At 34.0% G+C, this 20293-nt stretch carries 21 protein-coding genes; 4 read left to right on the top strand and 17 right to left on the bottom strand.

Annotation, left to right across the window (positions count from 1 at the left end; genetic code table 11):
• Window positions 1-130 precede the first annotated feature (130 nt).
• The 12 genes from EYY60_RS01135 to EYY60_RS01080 form a co-directional block, all read right to left on the bottom strand.
• The gene (locus EYY60_RS01135) at window positions 131-1213 is read right to left on the bottom strand and encodes a bifunctional 3-deoxy-7-phosphoheptulonate synthase/chorismate mutase type II (RefSeq protein WP_132987576.1); all 1083 of its coding nucleotides are present in this window, start codon (window positions 1211-1213) and stop codon (window positions 131-133) included.
• Window positions 1214-1226: 13 nt separating this feature from the next.
• Entirely contained in the window at window positions 1227-2087 is an 861-nt protein-coding gene (locus EYY60_RS01130; RefSeq protein ID WP_132987575.1) for a prephenate dehydrogenase, read from the bottom strand.
• A 109-nt stretch (window positions 2088-2196) separates the two neighbouring features.
• Window positions 2197-3342: a pyridoxal phosphate-dependent aminotransferase gene (locus tag EYY60_RS01125; protein WP_132987574.1), complete on the bottom strand. Its 1146-nt coding sequence runs from the start codon at window positions 3340-3342 to the stop codon at window positions 2197-2199.
• Window positions 3343-3438: 96 nt separating this feature from the next.
• Window positions 3439-4278 (bottom strand): prephenate dehydratase, encoded by an 840-nt coding sequence (locus EYY60_RS01120; protein ID WP_132987573.1) that lies wholly within the window; start codon window positions 4276-4278, stop codon window positions 3439-3441.
• 568 nt (window positions 4279-4846) lie between these two features.
• Window positions 4847-6013, bottom strand: a complete 1167-nt coding sequence (locus EYY60_RS01115; protein ID WP_132987572.1) for a DUF1501 domain-containing protein — start codon at window positions 6011-6013, stop codon at window positions 4847-4849.
• Window positions 6014-6025: 12 nt separating this feature from the next.
• Window positions 6026-7423, bottom strand: a complete 1398-nt coding sequence (locus tag EYY60_RS01110) for a DUF1800 domain-containing protein (protein WP_132987571.1) — start codon at window positions 7421-7423, stop codon at window positions 6026-6028.
• A gap of 217 nt (window positions 7424-7640) precedes the next feature.
• The gene (locus EYY60_RS01105) at window positions 7641-7895 is read right to left on the bottom strand and encodes a hypothetical protein (RefSeq protein ID WP_132987570.1); all 255 of its coding nucleotides are present in this window, start codon (window positions 7893-7895) and stop codon (window positions 7641-7643) included.
• Between the two features lie 7 nt (window positions 7896-7902).
• Window positions 7903-8280: a hypothetical protein gene (locus tag EYY60_RS01100; protein WP_132987569.1), complete on the bottom strand. Its 378-nt coding sequence runs from the start codon at window positions 8278-8280 to the stop codon at window positions 7903-7905.
• Between the two features lie 115 nt (window positions 8281-8395).
• Window positions 8396-10789 (bottom strand): ribonucleoside-diphosphate reductase subunit alpha, encoded by a 2394-nt coding sequence (locus EYY60_RS01095; RefSeq protein ID WP_132987568.1) that lies wholly within the window; start codon window positions 10787-10789, stop codon window positions 8396-8398.
• A 263-nt stretch (window positions 10790-11052) separates the two neighbouring features.
• Window positions 11053-12030 (bottom strand): ribonucleotide-diphosphate reductase subunit beta, encoded by a 978-nt coding sequence (locus EYY60_RS01090; protein WP_111287426.1) that lies wholly within the window; start codon window positions 12028-12030, stop codon window positions 11053-11055.
• Window positions 12031-12367: 337 nt separating this feature from the next.
• On the bottom strand, window positions 12368-12937 hold the full coding sequence (locus tag EYY60_RS01085; RefSeq protein ID WP_026728413.1) for a DUF3109 family protein: 570 nt from the start codon (window positions 12935-12937) through the stop codon (window positions 12368-12370).
• Window positions 12938-13026: 89 nt separating this feature from the next.
• A complete protein-coding gene (locus EYY60_RS01080) occupies window positions 13027-13809 on the bottom strand; it encodes a DUF4412 domain-containing protein (RefSeq protein WP_162847830.1) in 783 nt (260 codons plus the stop codon).
• A gap of 292 nt (window positions 13810-14101) precedes the next feature.
• On the opposite strand from EYY60_RS01080, the gene EYY60_RS01075 reads away from it, so the two are divergent.
• The 3 genes from EYY60_RS01075 to EYY60_RS01065 all read left to right on the top strand — a co-directional run bounded on the left by EYY60_RS01075 (window position 14102) and on the right by EYY60_RS01065 (window position 15596).
• Window positions 14102-14680 carry a MarC family protein gene (locus EYY60_RS01075; protein WP_132987566.1) on the top strand — a complete coding sequence of 193 codons (579 nt, stop codon included), beginning with the start codon at window positions 14102-14104 and terminating at the stop codon, window positions 14678-14680.
• Window positions 14681-14785: 105 nt separating this feature from the next.
• Window positions 14786-14989 carry a hypothetical protein gene (locus EYY60_RS01070; RefSeq protein WP_132987565.1) on the top strand — a complete coding sequence of 68 codons (204 nt, stop codon included), beginning with the start codon at window positions 14786-14788 and terminating at the stop codon, window positions 14987-14989.
• A gap of 1 nt (window position 14990) precedes the next feature.
• Window positions 14991-15596, top strand: a complete 606-nt coding sequence (locus EYY60_RS01065) for an FAD-dependent oxidoreductase (RefSeq protein ID WP_132987607.1) — start codon at window positions 14991-14993, stop codon at window positions 15594-15596.
• A 392-nt stretch (window positions 15597-15988) separates the two neighbouring features.
• On the opposite strand, the gene EYY60_RS01060 is transcribed toward EYY60_RS01065, so the two are convergent.
• The 5 genes from EYY60_RS01060 to EYY60_RS01040 all read right to left on the bottom strand — a co-directional run bounded on the left by EYY60_RS01060 (window position 15989) and on the right by EYY60_RS01040 (window position 19383).
• Complete coding sequence (locus EYY60_RS01060) at window positions 15989-16303, bottom strand: hypothetical protein (RefSeq protein WP_132987564.1); 315 nt, start codon at window positions 16301-16303, stop codon at window positions 15989-15991.
• An 87-nt stretch (window positions 16304-16390) separates the two neighbouring features.
• A complete protein-coding gene (locus EYY60_RS01055) occupies window positions 16391-16756 on the bottom strand; it encodes a nuclear transport factor 2 family protein (RefSeq protein ID WP_132987563.1) in 366 nt (121 codons plus the stop codon).
• 12 nt (window positions 16757-16768) lie between these two features.
• A complete protein-coding gene (locus EYY60_RS01050) occupies window positions 16769-18352 on the bottom strand; it encodes a S41 family peptidase (RefSeq protein WP_132987562.1) in 1584 nt (527 codons plus the stop codon).
• Window positions 18353-18784 carry a deoxycytidylate deaminase gene (locus EYY60_RS01045; protein ID WP_132987561.1) on the bottom strand — a complete coding sequence of 144 codons (432 nt, stop codon included), beginning with the start codon at window positions 18782-18784 and terminating at the stop codon, window positions 18353-18355.
• A 5-nt stretch (window positions 18785-18789) separates the two neighbouring features.
• Window positions 18790-19383 carry a HupE/UreJ family protein gene (locus tag EYY60_RS01040; protein ID WP_132987560.1) on the bottom strand — a complete coding sequence of 198 codons (594 nt, stop codon included), beginning with the start codon at window positions 19381-19383 and terminating at the stop codon, window positions 18790-18792.
• 169 nt (window positions 19384-19552) lie between these two features.
• Between EYY60_RS01040 and EYY60_RS01035 the strand changes: the two genes are divergently transcribed.
• Window positions 19553-19984, top strand: a complete 432-nt coding sequence (locus tag EYY60_RS01035) for a TerB family tellurite resistance protein (RefSeq protein ID WP_132987559.1) — start codon at window positions 19553-19555, stop codon at window positions 19982-19984.
• The last annotated feature ends 309 nt before the right edge of the window (window positions 19985-20293 follow it).

Raw genomic sequence — 20293 nt, 5'->3', positions numbered from 1 at the left:
AGCCTGAAAGCACTGGGGATTTAATATAAAAAAAACAATCTACTTTTAAATTCGTGATATAATAAAACTCAAGAACAGTTTTCAAGGAAAACTAAAATTATCTTATATCACTATTATATTTTGAAGAAAATTATGCGTTGAAAATTTTCTCTTGGTGTCCAATACTTTCTTGGTGAATTGCTTTGAACATTCTCAAAACGAATTCTTCAGTAAGTCCTTTTTTCTCACCTTCTAAAATCATTTTTCCTAAGATTTCGTTCCAACGGTTGTTTTGAAGAATCGCAACGTTTGCATCTTTTTTCACTTGACCAATTTCGTCAGCTACTTTCATACGTTTTCCTAACAATTCTAATAAGTTAGCATCCAAAACGTCGATGTTAGCTCTTAGTTTTTTCATTTTTTGGCTGTACTCGTCTGTAGTATCATCCGTTTTTCTGATCGTCAAATCTTTGATGATTTGTTTCAAAACGTCTGGAGTAACTTGCTGCGCAGCATCAGACCAAGCATTGTCTGGATCGATGTGCGTTTCGATAATCATACCATCGTAGTTCAAATCTAAAGCCTCTTGAGTTACTTCGAAAATCATATTGCGATTTCCTGTAATGTGAGATGGATCTATGATTAATGGTAAATCAGGGAATTTATTTTGCAATTCGATAGCAATCTGCCATTCTGGAATGTTTCTGTATTTCGTTTTTTCGTAAGTAGAGAAACCTCTGTGGATAACACCTAATTTCTCAATTCCAGCCATGTGTAAACGCTCAACACCACCTAACCATAAAGCTAAATCTGGGTTTACTGGATTTTTAACCAAAACAATTTTATCAGTACCTTTTAAAGTATCTGCAATTTCTTGAACTGCGAAAGGGTTAGCCGTTGTACGTGCTCCCACCCATAATACGTCAATATCGTGTTCTAAAGCTAGTTTACAGTGCGCTGCAGTTGCCACTTCAGTACCCATTAATAAACCAGTTTCAGCTTTAGCTTTTTGCAACCATTTTAATCCGATTTCACCAACACCCTCAAATCCTCCCGGACGCGTTCTTGGTTTCCAGATTCCAGCTCTGAAAACGCTTACTTTTGAATCTTTTAATTCGTGAGCAATTTTCAAAACCTGATCTTCAGTTTCTGCACTACAAGGTCCAGCTATCACAAGTGGGTGATTTAAATTGAAATCCTCTAACCACTTTCTCATTTCTTTCTTATTTTCCATCTTAATTCTAATTTTACTTTTTAGTTGTTGTTAATCCGTTTAGTATTTCTTTAATTTTATTTGTGCTTTCCATTTCTTCAAAAATGGCGTTGTAATCTTCTTCTTTTAACAAATCCCTAAACCGACTGAGATTTGAGATATATTCTTCTAATGTTTCTAGAACGTGTTCTTTATTCTGCTTAAAAATTGGCGTCCACATTGCCGGTGAACTTTTGGCTAAACGAACGGTACTTTCAAATCCACTTCCCGCCATATCAAAAATATCCTGTTCGTCTTTTTCTTTGTTCATTACCGTTTTCCCGAGCATAAACGAACTAATGTGCGATAAATGCGAAACATAAGCAATGTGTTTATCGTGAGAAGTCGGATCCATATATCGAATCCTCATTCCGATCTCGCTGAAAAGTTGCAATGCCTTTTCCTGCAATTTAAAAGTGGTTTTTTCCACTTCGCAAATAATATTTGTTTTTCCGTTAAACAAACCTTTTATCGCCGCCGAAGGTCCTGAAAACTCCGTTCCCGCAATTGGGTGTGTAGCGATAAAATTTCTTCTTTTCGGATGATTTGCTACTACATCGCAAATTGGCTTTTTGGTTGAACCAACCTCAAAAACAATTGTTTTATCTCCAACTGCATCCAGAACTTTAGGCAAAACTGTCAACGCCACATCTACCGGAACTGAAACGATTACAAAATCTGCTTTTTGTAAATCTTCGAAGCTTCCTACTTCATCAATAACGCCAAGATCAATTGCTTCCTGCAAATGTTTTTCGTTATTATCAATTCCGAAAATAGTCGCATTCGGATGCTTCTCTTTGATGTCCAACACCATCGAACCGCCTATTAATCCTATTCCTATTACGTATACTTTCATACTATCTTTTTAATTTCCAATTTTAAAATTCCAAATTCCAACCTTATTTACCGCAAAGGATTTACGCAAGGTTCGCAAAATCTGAAATCTAAAATCTGCATTCTAAAATCTAAAATCGATCTATCGCTTCTTGTACTTTTTCTTCTTTCACACACAATGAGAATCTGATATATCCTTCGCCGTTGCTTCCGAAAATAGTTCCCGGCGTGATGAAAATATGTTTCTCATATAATATTTCGTCAATGAACTTCTCTGCTGACTTGATTCCTTCGGGAAGTTTGGCCCAAACAAAAAGCCCAACTCCTTCTTTATACACTTTACAGTTTAGCTTTTCAGCTAATTTCTCCGTTAATTCTCTACGGCGTCTGTAAATTTTGTTTTGGTCTTCAAACCAAGATTTATCACATTTTAACGCAGCAATTGCACCTTTTTGAATTCCGTAATACATTCCGCTGTCCATATTGCTTTTTACTTTTAGAACTGCATCAATAATTTCAGGATTTCCTAAAACCATTCCGACTCTCCAGCCTGCCATGTTGAAAGTTTTACTTAAAGAGTTTAATTCTAAAGCCACGTCTTTCGCGCCTTCAACCTGCAACAAACTCATTGGATTATCATTCAAAACAAAACTATAGGGATTGTCATTGATCAATAATATATTGTGTTTTTTAGCAAAAGCAACCAATTTTTCAAATAACGCTAAACTTCCTCTAGCTCCTGTTGGCATGTGTGGATAACCCAACCACATAATTTTCACTTTCGAAAGATCCAGTTTTTCAAGAGCTTCAAAATCCGGTTCCCAGCCATTTTCTTCTTTCAAGTCATAATAAACCGGAACTGCCTGAACCAAATTGGTTACCGAAGTATAAGTTGGATAACCTGGATTCGGAATCAAAACATGATCGCCTTCATTTAAAAATGCCAACGAAATGTGCATAATTCCTTCTTTCGAACCCATAAGAGGTAAAATCTCATTATTCGGATTCACTTCAACACCAAACTGATCACGATAAAAATCTGCCATCGCTTGTCTCATTTCTGGCAATCCCTGATAGCTTTGATAACCATGCCCGTTTTCGTCTTGAATTGCCGCAGCGACTGCTTCAATTACTGCTTTTGACGGACTCAAATCAGGGCTTCCAATTCCCATATTGATGATCGATTTTCCTTCAGACATCAACTGACGAACTTCTCTTAGTTTTGATGAGAAGTAGTATTCTTCAACTGTGTCTAATCGTTTTGCTGTTGTAATCATTTTTTTTATTGCTTTAGGCCGTAAGCTTTAGGCTTTAGGCTCTTTTAAACTCTTTAATTTATTTTTTTTGACTTTAAGACTTTCGACTTTCCAACTTTAAGACTCACTTAAAGGTTTTGTATTTCGATATTCTCCTAATACCTTAAAATATTCTGCCATTATATTTAAAAGCGATTTTGCTTTTGCGTAATCTTCGTATTTTTCAAATGTTACATCTACGAAGAATGAGTATTTCCAAGGCGTTTCGATTTTTGGAAGCGACTGGATTTTTGTCAAATTCAGTTTGCAGTCACTCATTACATTTAAAACCGCTGCTAAGCTTCCTCTTTTATGATCCAATTCAAATTTTACAGAGGCTCTGTTGATTTCGCTTTCTGGCAAAAATGAATTTTGCTTTTTGATGATTACGAAACGCGTCATATTGTTTTTGATCGTTTGAATCGATGATGCAATAATATCAAGATCGTACATTTCAGCTGCCGTTTCACTCGCAATTGCTGCAATTCCAGTCAATTGTTTTTCCTGAATTCTTCTTGCTGTTTCAGCCGTATCTTTATCCTCAACCAATTTGATATTTGGATATTGTTTCAAGAAATCCATACACTGCAAAAGTGCCATTGGGTGCGAATGAACTTCTTTTATGTCTTCAATTTTCTGACCTTTTAAAGCCATTAAATTCTGTTGAATGTTTAAATAATGCTCCCCAATTATGTGCAGATTGTTTTTGTCAATCAATGCATAATTTGGAATAATTGGCCCTGCAATTGAATTTTCGATCGCCATTACGGCCTGATCAGATTTTCCGGCAATAAGGCTGTCGATCAATTCTTCAAAAGACAAACATTCATCAATATCCACATTTTCAGAGAAATACTCTTTTACAACCTGATGATGAAATGATCCTTTAATACCTTGTATTGCAATTTTCGTTGTCATATAGTCAAAAAAAAATCCTGATTTGCATCAGGATTGTATATTAGTTTTATTTGTCTTAAATTTTATCTCAAATAACCATAGCACAATCCTGACTTCTACTAAAGAAGAAATAAAAATTGTTGCTAAAATAAAAACGGTTACTTGCCATTTTGTTTGTGTTTTGTTTTAAAATCTTTGCGAATGTATAAATTATTTTTAGTGCGCCAAAAAAAAGATTGCATTTTATGAAACAAAAAAGGATTTCTTAACAAATTTAGCAGGTTTTGTATGATAATATAAAAAAATCGGCTTAAAATGAGAATATTAAAATGAGATTCTGAGGTTCTAAGGTGCTGAGATTCTAAGATTCTAAGATTTTTTCGCCACGAATTCACGAATTAGCGCAAATCGTTGTGGTTATTTGATTCAATTTCTCGAATTAAAGCCATGTTTTTCTTACCTCTTGTCATTCCGAGGAACGAGGAATCTCCGAAAGTAGCTCTACAAAGATTGGAGATATACTTTACGGAATTACTCCGTGGAGATTCCTCGTTCCTCGGAATGACAGGATTGGGGATACACTCAAAACTTATGTAAACAATCCCGAAACTGGTTTATTCATAATCCCAATTTTAGTATAATCGAAATTCATTTTTTCTTTTAATAAAGAAGCATAAACACTCCTGAAATCGATTTCATATTTTAAATCGCCATTATCTAGATCTGCTAAATTTGGATTGTTTCCTAAAATAGTGCCTTTATTATTTCCTCCAATAATGAACATTGGCGCAGCTGTTCCGTGATCGGTTCCGTTTCCGTTGTCTTTTACACGTCTTCCGAATTCTGAGAAAACTACCACTGTGACGTTTTGCAATAATTGTGATTGTTTTAAATCGGAATAAAAACTGAACAGCGAATCGTTTAAATCGGTCAATTTTCTTTCATGAATCGCAAGCTGATTATCATGCGTATCAAATCCGTTAAGAGACGTATAATATACTTTTGAATTTAAGTTTCCTTTTATCAGTCTCGCAATCCATTCTAAGTTTTTAGATAATTCGGTTTTGGGATAACTGATTTCTGTTTTTGATTTTGCCAAAGCTTTCTGAATTTCATCTGAACCTTCTGTAACCGAATTGGCTATTTTTCGAACAAAATCCAAATGCGGATTATTAGATAACGTTGTATCTTCTTCTTTTGATTTTACTTTAAATCGGTTTGGATCTTTTACCGTTATAAAATTGGGTTCGACTCCTTTTAAAGCGAGATTATCAATGGAATCTAAATTTATACCCGCCGTTGCCTGATGACCGTTGCACTGAAGATCTAAATATCTTCCGAGCCAGCCTTCATTTATATACTTATTAGAATCAGTTGCCGTTTGCCAAATTTCCTGACTTCTAAAATGCGACCGAATTGGTTCTGGATAACCTACATTCTGAATTACAGTCAAATCTCCATTTTGTTGCATTTGGGCAAAATCTTTCAATGAAGGATGAAATGCCATTCCTCTATTTTTTCCAACAACAATATCTTTATTTAAAGCAATCTTTGTTCGCAAATCATAATACAAAGGGTCGTCGTACGGAATAAAAGTATTTAAACCGTCATTTCCTCCATTCAGCTGTACAAAAACAACACATTGTTCTCCCACAACCAAATTGTTCTGAGAACCAAAAGCGTGTAAAAAATCAGGAAGCACAAGCAATCCACCTGTGAAAGTTCCTGTCAATGTTAGAAAATTTCTTCTGTTCATGATTACTGCTTTTTAGATTAATTGATATTCGGGAAGTTTGGTGATGTAGTTGAAAAGTCTGACCACAGCAAAATCAGCGTGCGGATCTTTGGGATCAAAATCGTATTTCAAAAGATTCTCCATGTCTTTTTGAGCCGAATAGCTGACATTAAACAATAATCGGTCTGATAATTCGGAAATAATAGTTTTGTTATTTCCATCTGAATCAAAACTGACTTTTACCGTAACTTTTTCATATTCCGATTTTTCTTTTTCAACTCCGTTCATCATCATTTTCAAAACTCTTCTATTTAGGCTTTTGCCACTGCATAATAAATCGGCTGTATTGTTTCTTTGCAGATAAATTTGTGAAGTAAGCCAGGAATTTCCGCCATCCCATCCTTTTACATTGGTCTGATTGTATAAATCCATTCCCTGCTGTTTTAAAAATGCCATAATTGCAGCATCATTCACATTTTCTATCTTCAATTCGTCACAAAGCTGTAAAATATAAACCAACGGATCTTTTATCTTATTTCCTGCATTTTCTTTTTTGAATTCTTCAGTAAAAATCTTAGTCAGCAAAGGCTGTATTTCAAACTTTTCTTTTCGGAAATAATCGCTGTAATACGCTACTAAATCTTCTGGCGGGTTATCATAAATAAACCATTTCAGAATTTTTCGGGTGATGAGATACGGAATGTTTTTTTGTTCGAAAATAATATCCACCAAATCATCTGCTTTCCAGTTTCCTGTTTTTCCGAAATAGATTTTATCGCTGTTATCTTCGATATTTTTTCTGTAAACGGCACCTTCATCACCAATATTAAGTCCAGCCAAAGCTTTTGCACCGTTTTTAATATCATTTTCGGTATAATTTCCGATTCCGATTGTGAAGAGTTCAAGTAATTCACGGCTTAAATTTTCGTTTACTTTTCCTTTTTTATTATCGCCATTATCGAGATATCGAACCATTGCATTCGATTTTAGAATCTGCTTGGTTAATTCTTTAAAATTGCCAAAAGCATTTTCGCGCAAAATCATGTTGTGCTGATAAATCCAATAATTGATTTTTACTTTTTGAGAAGTGGAAACAAAATGATTGTGCCAAAAACAAACCATGTTTTCGCGAAGCGGAAATTCATCCGTGCGCATTTTGGCAATCCACCATTTTTTGAATTCGGCAGTGGCTAGATTTTCTTTTTTCTGAATTTCCTTTTTGGTTTCGGGATCTGAAGTTTTGATTATTTCACGAACTTGTTTCAACTCTAAAGTTGTTTTAGGCTGATCATGCAGAAAGTCTGGAAGTGTTGTGTCAAATTTCGAATTATAAGATTGCTTTAGAAATTTTTCTAAGCCGAGTTTTTCAATTTTCGAAGTTTGTTTTCCTGAAAAACCTAATCGTAAGGACCAAAGACTGCTTTTTTTCATTGTTCAGAAATTATTACTATATGACTCGACTTTCTTTTAAAGGTTTAATTTTAAAAGATGCTAAGATTCTGAGGTACTAAGTTTTGAAAAAGTCTTTGGTAATAATTAAAACGGGGAATTTTTCGGGATATTGTTTACGCAACATTTGATAATCATAATCAAACATAGCTCGTGGTTTCAACCACGGGCTATGTTTTACAAAAAAAAGTTAACCTTTTTAATATAAAAATTCGTCTATGAATTCTTTATTTTCATTTAGATATAGAAAATAATTCGCGGTCTTTTTTTGATTTTCGAGAAGCTCTAGTTTGATTTCAATGCATGGAGTTGGAATAAAATCATGATCTACTAAAATTGAGATTGATTTTGAAATGATTTCGTTAGTATTAAAGTCAAGAATATCCATTTTTTTTAAATATTCTTGAGCTAACTCATAATATTCATTTTTACACTGAATAACTTTTAAATCCATTCGAACATTAATATTTTACCTTTTTCCAATAATATTTAGATCTGTCAACATTATCAAATATAAAAGCTATTCTTTTATCATCTACTTTAAAGAATTTCATTGGATGCCTCTCATTATCATAAAGTAATAATGTATCACCATACATCTTCCATTTACCATATTCATCAGTAGAGCTTCTTAAAATATTCTTTCTTGCCATTCTTCTTGAATTATACTTCTGAAACAAACATTTATAAGTATTATCATCTCGTAAATACAAAACACTAACATCATACGAATAACCAATTGCAGGATAAGAATCATAAGCAATTCTATAAACAATATCTCTCTTCTGAGCAGAGGCAGAATTAATCAAAAATAAAATTAAGATTAAAGTCTTATACATAAAACTGATACAATTAGATTACTAACAAATAAACAAAAAAAGCAGCTATCATTACAATAACTGCTTTCATATATCAATTTAAAATCTAAAATCTCAGATCTACAATCTAAAATCATTAAGACCCACACATTTCACAATCTTCAGGATCTGCCGCTTGTGCTTTTAAAAGCATCGCTTTGTAATCCTCAACGCTGATTGCTTCAGTTTCCTGAACTAAAGATGGTGCTGTCTCTTCTTTTTTATCGTTGTTTAATGTGAATTTAATCGCATCTACAGCCGCTTTTGTTCTTAGGTAGTACATTCCTGTTTTTAAACCAGATTGCCAAGCGTAGAAGTGCATTGAAGTCAATTTAGAATAGTTTGCATCCTGCATGAACAAGTTTAACGACTGAGACTGGTCAATAAAATATCCTCTTTGACGAGACATATCGATAATATCTTTCATCGACATTTCCCAAACTGTTTTGTAAAGATCTTTCAAGTCTTGCGGAATAATATCAATATTTTGAACAGATCCGTTATGACGCATAATTTCTTGTTTCAATGACTCGTTCCATAAACCTAGTTTTACTAAGTCTTCAAGTAAATGTTTGTTTACTACGATAAACTCTCCAGACAATACACGACGCGTGTAAATATTTGAAGTATATGGTTCGAAAGCTTCATTGTTTCCTAAGATTTGAGAAGTCGACGCAGTTGGCATTGGCGCAACTAATAAAGAGTTACGAACTCCATGTTCCATAACTTCTTTTCTTAATGAAGCCCAGTCCCAACGGCCTGATAATTCTTCATCTTTCATTCCCCACATATTGTGCTGGAATTCTCCTTGTGACATTGGAGAACCTTCGAAAGTTGAATATGGCCCTTCTTCTTTTGCCATTTCCATAGAAGCGGTTACAGCAGCGAAGTATAATGTTTCGAAAATTTCTTGGTTCAAAGCTTTTGCTTCGTCGCTTGTAAACGGCATACGCAACATAATGAAAGCATCTGCCAAACCTTGCACACCTAAACCAACTGGACGGTGGCGCATGTTAGAGTTTTCGGCTTCTTTTACTGGGTAATAGTTTCTGTCGATTACTTTGTTCAAGTTACGAGTTACACGTTTTGTAACGTTGTAAAGCGCTTCGTGATCAAATTTTCCGTTTTCGATGAACATTGGCAACGAAATAGAAGCCAAGTTACAAACTGCGATTTCATCTTTAGAAGTAAACTCCATAATCTCTGTACACAAGTTAGAAGAACGGATAGTTCCTAAATTCTTGTGGTTCGATTTACGGTTTGCTGCATCTTTGTACAACATATATGGTGTTCCGGTTTCGATTTGAGATTCCAGGATCTTCTCCCATAATTCACGAGCACGGATTGTTTTTCTTCCTTTTCCTCTAAATTCATAATCTGTATATAACGCTTCGAATTCATCTCCGTAAACATCATATAAACCTGGACATTCGTTAGGACACATTAAAGTCCAAGTTGAATCTTCCTGAACACGTTTCATGAACAAATCTGAAGTCCACATTGCGAAAAATAAATCTCTCGCACGCATTTCTTCTTTTCCTGTATTTTTCTTTAAATCCAAGAATTCAAAGATATCAGCATGCCAAGTTTCAATATAAATCGCAAAACTACCTTTACGTTTTCCTCCACCTTGATCTACATAACGAGCTGTATCGTTGAAAACTCTCAACATCGGAACAATTCCGTTTGAAGTTCCGTTTGTACCGCGAATGTAAGATCCTGTTGCACGAACATTATGAATAGAAAGTCCGATTCCTCCCGCAGATTGCGAGATTTTCGCTGTTTGTTTTAATGTATCGTAAATACCATCAATACTATCATCCTGCATAGCCAAAAGGAAACAAGAAGACATTTGCGGTTTTGGAGTTCCTGCATTGAACAACGTTGGCGTTGCATGCGTAAAGAACTTTTTAGACATTAAATCGTAAGTTTCAATAACCGATTTTAAATCGTCTAAGTGAATACCCACAGAAACACGCATTAACATGTGCTGCGGACGCTCCACGATTTTTCCGTTTATTTTAAGAAGATAAGAACGTTCTAAAGTTTTGAAACCAAAGTAATCGTAATTAAAATCTCTTGTATAAATAATATGAGAATCTAAAAAAGCAGCATTTTCCTGAATTACTTTGTACACGTCATCTGCAATTAACGGCGCATCTTGTCCGTTTCTTGGATTTACGTAATTGTACATATCTTTCATCGTTTCAGAGAAAGATTTTTTAGTATTTGAATGTAGATTCGAAATTGCCACACGCGCTGCCAATTGAGCATAGTCTGGATGCGCAATAGTCATAGAAGCCGCCGTTTCTGCCGCAAGATTATCTAGTTCAGAAGTAGAAACCCCATCATACAATCCTTCGATAACTCTCATGGCTACCTTTACTGGATCTACAAGCTCATTCAAGCCGTAACACAATTTTTTGATTCTTTCTGTAATCTTATCAAACATTACTGGCTCTCTGTGGCCATCTCTTTTTACTACATACATAAGCTTACTATTTATAGTTATTGAAAAAATGAAAGTACATAGAGAACGAACTCCAGCACTTAAACATTGCGTGTTTTAAAATTAATTTTAGAGAATTGTCAAATTCTCAATAGTTACCCGTTTCAAATTCGGAAATCGAACTTAAATACGTCAAAAATTGCTATTGAATCTTCGATTTGGGAAAGAGATTCAACCTTAAAATATTCTGTTAATCTTTTTTCAGCGTTTCTTGAAGAAGTAAATGCTAAAAGTATTCTTGTTGTCTAAAAATCTGCATCAAATGAAATTTTCTGAGCATCACTATCAGTATTCATCACACCAGATTTTTGATACTCTGCAACACGTTTTTCAAAGAAATTGGTTTTTCCTTGAAGAGAAATCATGTCCATGAAATCAAACGGATTCGCTGATCCATACACACGCTCGCAACCTAATTCTACTAATAATCTATCAGCAACAAATTCTAAATATTGCGTCATTAAAGTAGCGTTCATACCAATTAAACTAACCGGAAGAGATTCTGTAACAAATTGTCTTTCGATATCTAAGGCATCAACAATGATTTCTTTAATTCTTTCTTTTGGAACTTTGTTAACCAAGTGGTGATTATGCAAATGAACTGCAAAATCACAATGTACACCTTCGTCACGAGAAATCAATTCATTAGAGAAAGTCAAACCTGGCATCAAACCACGTTTTTTCAACCAATAAATTGAACAGAAAGCTCCTGAGAAAAAGATTCCTTCAACCGCAGCAAAAGCAATAAGTCTTTCTGCAAACGAATCAGATTCAATCCATTTTAAAGCCCATTCTCCTTTTTTAGCAATTGCAGGGAACACTTCTAAAGCATTAAACAATTCTGTTTTTTCTGCTTCGTCTTTAACGTAAGTATCAATTAATAAAGAATATGTCTCACTGTGAATGTTTTCCATCATGATCTGGAAACCATAGAAAAATTTAGCTTCAGCATATTGAACTTCGTTTACAAAGTTCTCAGCAAGATTTTCATTTACGATTCCGTCAGAAGCCGCAAAGAATGCTAAAATATGCTTAATGAAATATCTTTCGTCATCATTAAGTTTATTATTCCAGTCTGTCAAGTCTTGGTGCAAATCGATTTCTTCAGCAGTCCAGAAACTAGCTTCCATTTTTTTATACCATTCCCAAATATCATGATGTTTGATAGGAAAAATAACGAAACGATTTTTATTTTCTTGTAAGATTGGCTCTATTTGCGACATGACAATTTTGTTTAATTTTTATACCAAAATTTTGCTTTTTCAGTACACTACAAAGATTGTTAATTGTTGCCAAAAATAAAAGTCAAACTTATTCACAATCGGGCGTAGTTTTTAACAACACACCAAAAGCAGCAAACTTTTCAGACAATAATTAATTAATTGTAAATGAACATTTTAAAACCTTATTTTACATCTCGAAGGGCTGTAAAATATAGACTTTTTGAAATAAAAAGCAAGATTTTTTAATTGTTTTTAAAAGTTTTTTTTTGATGCTCAAGCTTTGCTTTTTCAACTAAAACTTGAGCAATCTCAAGTACAGCGGATGACCGCAGATTTATTAAGAATTTTTAAGTTCTTCGGCAACTTTTTCAAGCTCCAAATACCAATCTTCACCAAAGCGGCGAATCAATGCTTCTTTTACGAATTTGTAAACTGGAACTTCTAATTCTTTACCCAACGAGCAAGCGTCATCACAAATATCCCATTTATCGTAATTAACAGCAGCAAATTCAGTAAAGTCTTTTACACGGATTGGATACAAATGGCAAGAAACAGGTTTTTTCCAATCAACAATTCCTTGATTGTATGCTTGTTCGATGCCGCAAAGTGCAGTTTTTCCATCAAAAATTACGTAAGCGCAATCTTTATTGTCAATAAGCGGCGTTTCAAGATCGCCGTCGGTTCCTTTTACCCAAGTTCCTTGCGCTTCAATAGCGGCAATTCCTTCTTTTCTTAAAAAAGGCTTGACTTTTGGATAAATTTCTTCCAATATTTTAGTTTCAGCTTCATTCAAAGGCGCGCCGGCATCTCCATCGACACAACAAGCCCCTTTGCAAGCTGATAAATTACAAACAAATTCTTTTTCGAGGATATCCTCTGATACTATGGTTTTTCCTAATTGAAACATTTTGCAAAGGTAATTAAAGATTCAGGAAATAAAAACCACCATGACATATTAGATCTCCGCAACAAAAAAATTAACAGAATATTCTCTTTTTACATGAACTTGTAATCCGATTTATTGAATGCATAGGCACTTTTCTCCAAACTAACACACTTCATGGTAGTCACTTTACGGCTTTTTAAATCTTTCATGGTCATATCCATTAATAAGGTACGGTCGTCAGGTTTGAAATAATCCGACAATCCTTCGGGCATTTTCCAACCTTTCTGATTTTTGAACATATCTCCAAAACTCACTTTTGCCTCACTCGTGTAATAACAAATAATATCATGTTCGTCGTTTGTCATTTGAATTCCTTTGCAATTGTACCCTAAAAAAGTTTTATTAGGCAATGTCTTAATTGTGTATTTTGACTTTTCACCTTCTTTTTTTGCCATTCCCGAATAGTCTGGCATTTTTGAAGCTGTCGCCATTTTATCTTTGCCATCACCAAAACCTGTCACTGTAATATTATTTTTTGAATCCATAATCATCATCATGTTTTGACCTTTCCCTTGATCGATGTTCATTGCAAAATAAGGAGCATTTGGTTCCAGAAAATAATTTGCATTCATAGCCTTGCCTTCATCGGTTTTAATTTCCATTACATATTTCCAACTGAAAGAATAAGAATCTGGAACTGCCGAAGGATCAACCTTATTTTTACCATAATTCAAAACAGCATTTTCCATACTTACATTCTGATCAGCAGTTCCGCTATTATTTTGATTTTTTTGCTGCGCTGCTTTTTTAATTTGCTGCCAGATTTGGGCTTGTGTAGTATTGAATGAAAACAACAAACACAAGAAGACTAAAACAAACATCATCTTTTTCATAATCATTAACTTTAAACCATAAACAAATTTAACAATTGATTTTCAACAAGTTAAAACATTTAACGTTTGATTTCATCAAATCTTTGCAGCCAAAAAAACAGAATAAATCAAGTTCAAAAGCAAACCGCTCTTTTTTCTTTAAATCAATAAATTAAACTTAATACTGTTACAAATATCACATTTTACACATCAAAACAATGTTTTTATAACAAAAATACAGCGTATCAAAAAATCAACTAACTTTATTACCTACTTTTGCCGCAAATTATTAATCGCTTAAAATCAGAACAATATGTTAGAAATCAACTTTAAAGAAATTGTTACCGTTGGAATGGTACTTTTTGCTGTAATTGACATTGTAGGCTCCATTCCTATTATTGTTAATTTAAGAGCAAAAGTTGGCCACATCGATTCCGAAAAAGCGTCTATCGTTGCCGGCCTTATAATGATCGTTTTTTTATTTGTTGGAGAAGGGGTCCTTAACCTCATCGGCATTGATGTAAACTCTTTTGCAGTTGCCGGTTCTTTTGTATTATTCTTTTTGGCATTAGAAATGATTTTAGGAATCCGAATTTATCGTGACGAAGAACCAGGATCCGCATCTATTGTACCTTTGGCATTTCCTTTAATTGCGGGAGCTGGTACAATGACGACTTTGCTTTCACTTCGTTCTCAATTTCATACAATCAATATTGTGATTGCGATTTTATTAAATATCGTCCTGGTTTACATTGTTTTAAAATCTTCAAAAAAAATAGAAAATTTATTAGGAGAAAACGGACTTGGAGTGGTTCGCAAGACATTTGGCGTCATACTTTTAGCAATTGCTGTTAAATTATTCGCCGCTAATGTTAAAGGTTTGTTTGTCTAAAATTTATTTTTATACATTTACCCCATAAAATCTCTAAAAATATAACTTTAAGACTTTTTTCACTTAAAGTTCACTTTTATGTTTTAGACAAACAAAAACAACCATATGAAAATTTTTACTTCAATATTAGTGCTTTTGGCATTGGCTTTAATTGTTTTTAATATTACGCTATTAGACTTTAAAAACCCATTTCAGGGTGACAGTATGGTAGCTTTTATTGGAATCGCAGCTTCTTTCTGCGCCGTATTGATTCTTTTGATTTTTAGAATATCAAAAAGAATTGAAGAAAAAATGAATGAAAACAGATAACATGTTTGATGTTCTTATTATTGGTGGAGGCGTATCGGGCATGTCTTGTGCTTTGGTCTTAGGCTCTGCAAAAAACAAAGCTTTTGTTACCGATAAAAAAATCGGAATTTTTACACATCAAAAGAATTCTTCGTTACAAGAGGCAATCTTCTACAATGCTTATGGCATTACGCCAGGCAAATTAGGTTCTGAACTGCTTACAGAAAGCACACAGGATTTAGCAACGACTTACCCTCATATTAATCAGATTCCTAATGAAAAGGTAATTCGCATTGAAGGCGATTATCCAAAATTCACTGTCGTAACCAATAAAAATGCATATCAGACAAAAAATATTGTTGTTGGAATTGGCTCCGCTAATACTTTTGACATTGAAGGTTTGATGCAGTTTGTTGAACCACACAAAAAAGCGCTTCCAGAAAAACAGCGTATTCAGCTGAAAAACGAAGATCACAAAGTTGCTGACGGAATTTATGTAATTGGAACTTTAGCGGGCTGGAGAAGTCAATTGGCCATTGCTGCCGGAAGCGGTGCCGCTGTTGCTACAGATATTCTTACTTTATGGAATAATGGCGTACAGACACATGCGCATGACAGCATTCGATAATATTTTTTAGAAAAAAAAATAGTATGGTTCCAATTAAAGCAACGATTCCCACCGCAACCACACCATTAATTGCCAATTTCTTTAAGTCCGAAACATTGATCCCTTTAAAAATCAACTTTTTTATTAAATAATTAAAGAGCAGAAGAAATCCGATTCCTATTATACCAATCATTAATAATACGAGAAATCGAAAAATAAACGAAAAAGGAAGTTCTTTATTTAACTCTAATTTATCCTCATAACTTCCTATCCAAAAAAAACTAAAAAAAGCGACAATACCAATTATGATAATCAGGAAAAAAGTATTTATTGATTTCAAATTCTGTCTGTTTTAGTTCAAAAAAAATGCACCGATATATCGATGCAAATTAGTAAATCGTTTTAAAAATATTTTATTTCACCGAAATAATCTGCGTAACTTTGATATGGTTTTCATCTTCGTTTTTCCAGAATTCTCCTTTTACTGAAACTTGATCACCAATTTTTACTTGTTTGTAGTTTTGCGGTCCGCCCACATTTACAATACTGATAGTAGCAAAATACACTTCTTTTTGAGCTGTGTTGATTTTTGCCGTGTAACCGTCTTTTCCGCCTTCAATTGATTCCACTTTCCCTGAAACTGTTCTTGTTGCATCCTTTGCACCAGCACAAGAAATCATAAAAGTCACCAACAATAAAAGGAAACCAATCTTCTTTAAATTTTTCATATTTTATATTTTGATTGCAAATTACGCTAAAACAAATTCTATGCTCGGCAAGTTTTGCTTTAAATTAATATTATTTTAAACCAAAATTTATGCCAATGGAACACAGCTTCCGGCGATAACTTTTAACCCTTCATCAAACCGTTTCCAAACTCTGATATATTTCAAAACACCATTTATTGGAGTATTATCATAAACTCCTCTTAACGAAACTGTAACAGCAACCACAGCCGTATCACCAATTATATTAATAATTTGATCTGAAGCTTCCAATGATTCTACTTGCATTTTTCCCGAACGATAAGAATCTAAATCAAAGTTTTTTGTGATTGTATTTCCATCGGGTAAACTGAAAAGCAAATCGTCGTGCAGCATTTTTTCTAAGGTTGAAACATCAGCATTTTTTATTGCAGTCAAAAGTTCGATTTCAGCATTTACAACGGCTTCTGTTTTCATATTTTAAAAATTTCAGGATTGTTTCTTTGGATTCAAAACCGATTTGATCATTGCATCATCTTTCAAAACAACATTGTAGTAATATATTTCGCCAAACAATTGTCTTGCAAATTCTGCAGTAATATAGCGGTTTACCAAAGTTTTAGTTTTATCCAATTTCAAATCCAAACCTGTTATTGCGACGTATTTTTTAAACTTTTTGAAATAAACATCTGAGTTTTTCATTTCGTCTAAAAACGTGGCAAAATTCAGTCCGGCAAATGCATTTCGGTTTTTATCCAATTCTTCAAAAACAAAATGGCCTACAATTCCTGTTTGAAGCAAATACGCGACGTTTTCATTTCCGTGCTCTGCTTCCATCGGAACAAAAACATCAGGAACGATTCCTCCTCCGCCATAAACGATTTTTCCTTTTGGAGTTTTGAATTTTAAAGAATCTGCTACTTTAATACTATCTTTTGCATAAAGCTCTCCCGATTTAATTCGAGATTCTGATTCTTTAAAATATTCTTCGTTTCCTTTTTTATAAGGCTTTTGAATCGATCTTCCTGTTGGTGTGTAATAACGCGCCACAGTCAATCTTACCGCTGATCCATCATTAAAATCCATTTCACGCTGTACCAAACCTTTCCCAAAAGAACGACGTCCAACAATAATTCCACGATCATTATCTTGAATAGCTCCAGCTAAAATTTCACTTGCAGAAGCGCTATTTTCATTTATTAAAACATATACTTTTCCTGTTTCAAAACTTCCAGCTTTGGTAGCGTACGTTTTTTCGGTTTCACCGTTTTTATTTTTTGTAAAAACAATCAATTGCTTGTCTTTCAAAAATTCATCGGCAATTGCCACAGCTTCTTCCATATAACCTCCTCCGTTGTCACGAAGGTCAATTACAAGTGATTGGATGCCGCTTTGTTTCAATCTTGTTAAGCCGGTTTTAAATTCTTTATAAGTTGTTTCGGCAAATCGATTGATTTTGATGTAACCCGTATTGTTTCCGAGTAAAATAGAAGCATCGACACTTTTTATCGGAATAACATCTCGACGAACTTTAAATTTCAGTTTCTTTTGTTCCGATTTTCTAAAAACTGTCAATTCAATTTCTGAACCTTGAAGTCCTTTTAATTTCGAAAACAAACTGTCTGAAGGCAATTTTCTTCCAAATAATTTCGTTTTTCCAGCAAATAAAATGCGATCTCCCGATTTAATTCCCGCTTTCGCTGAAGGTCCGTTTTCAATTGGTTTTATAATCGCAACGGAATCTTTATACATATAAAAATTAATTCCGATCCCAACAAAATCACCTTTCATGCTTTCGGCAACTTCGGCTTGTTCGCTTGGCGGAATATAAACCGAATGCGGATCTAATTTGGAAAGAATATTATCAACTGTAAGATTTACAATCGAATCTGTATTGATACTGTCGACATATTCATTATTAATGAAATCGATCAGTTTGTTGAGTTTGGTTTTAGAGTAATTTTTAGCCAAAAGCTGATCATCTGCGGGAGCATTCATCAAGCTTCCAAGCACGGTTCCAAGAGCAAAAGTCGCTCCGATAACAATTGGCAAATATTTAGAATTAAATTTCATTTACTCTTCTAAAACAGGAATATGTTCGACTTCAATACCTGCTTTTATTAAAAATTGAATTCCAGAATCATCACGATATCCATCTTTGTACACCACTCTTTTTATTCCGGATTGGTGTATCAATTTACTGCATTCTTTGCAAGGCGAAAGCGTAATATACAATGTCGCACCTTCGCAAGATTGCGTTGACCGAGCTACTTTTAAAATTGCATTTGCTTCGGCATGAAGAACATCCCAACGGGTCAAACCTTCTTCATCTTCGCAACAATTTTCAAATCCAGACGGCGTTCCGTTATAGCCATCAGAAATAATCATTCGGTCTTTTACGATAATGGCACCTACTTGCTTGCGTTTGCAGTACGAAAGCAAACTCCATTCTTTTGCAATTCTCAAATAAGCTTTATCGTATTTGTTTAATTTTTTTATCTCCATTTATTTTATCTGTTCCAAATTGGGCTTTCAATAATCATTGGAATCACAACTCCAACAATAAAAGCCGACATTACAAGTGCCCAATCGCGTTTTGAAAAACGAAATACAGTTTGCACTATATATGATAATATCAAAGCTACAAAAACCACAACTAATTGTGCTGCTTCAATTCCTAAAGCAAATTCCCCTAAAGGTAATAATTTTGAAGTTGCCGTACCACCTAAAATTGTTTTAAAATAATTTGAAAATCCAAGTCCGTGAATTAGTCCAAAAAACAATGCAACAATGAAAACCAAATTTACACCTTCATTTTTGGTAGCTTTTCCAGCCGTAAACAAATGATATAAGGCGGTTATTAAAATCGTAATTGGAATTAGGAATTCAACAAGATTTACCTTTACTGCAATTATTCCGAAAACAGAAAGAATTAATGCTACGGTATGGCCGATTGTAAAAACAGAAACCAAGAGCAAAATTCGTTTCCAGTCTTTAAATGTATAAGGAATCGTTAGTGCGATTAAAAAAAGAACGTGATCGTAGGCATGGATATCTAAAACGTGTTTTAATCCTATCTGAAAATAAATCCAAAATTCTGACATGGGGTTGTTTCTATTAAATGATTAGGGGATGTAAACTTACGACTTATTTTGAAAATTTCGTGAAGTCCATCTTTAAAACAACGCAGAAAGTTACGTTAAATTTTATGAGAAATTTAAAATCGTTAAATTAAAATAAGATTTATATTTGTGTTAATAAAACTTTATAATTATGTCATTTTCAGAATTATTTGATAGCGAATTCAAACAAAGAAACAAGGGGCACTTTTCAGCTATCGTTCGTGTAGCATTAGCAGACGGAGTTGTGTATCCAGAGGAAAAACAATTTTTAGACAAATTAGCTTCACGTTTAGAAATTACAGAGTCTGAGTACGAGGAAATCTTAAGTGATCCGTTAAAATATCCTATCAACCCGCCGTATTCTTATGTTCAACGTTTGGAGCGCTTATACGATTTAACCCGAATGGTACATGTTGACCACCAACTTGAAGACAAGCAAGAAGTATTATTAAAGAAAATAAGTGTTGCTTTAGGATTTACTCCAAGCAACGTTGATTATATTATTGCAAAAGCATTGTCGCTAGTAGACAAAAAAGTTGATGGAGATACTTTTATTTACGAAATGCAGCACATGCATAAATAATAGTTTTTCAGATTTCGGTCTCAGTTTTCAGTTTAAATTAATCGAAAATTGAAATGCGTTTTAAATAACAAACCCGGCAGATTTTAAAAATCTGTCGGGTTTATTTTTTGTGCTTTATACTTTCAACCACAAACCGGACTGAAGTCCGGCCCTACAACATGGGCCGAGCTAAAGCTCTCTTTCAGTTCCGAAGGAACAAATTATATTGTAGAGCTGGACTTCAGTCCAGTTTAGATTAAAAAATGCAATCAATGGATTTAAGAAAAAGAGAATCTGCTTTTTTATCAAATAACAAACCCGACAGGCTTT

It is taken from the genome of Flavobacterium zhairuonense (genome assembly GCF_004352915.1).
Lineage (GTDB): Bacteria > Bacteroidota > Bacteroidia > Flavobacteriales > Flavobacteriaceae > Flavobacterium > Flavobacterium zhairuonense.
The sequence above is the reverse complement of the archived record's forward strand: the minus strand, read 5'-3'. Positions and strand labels throughout refer to the sequence as shown.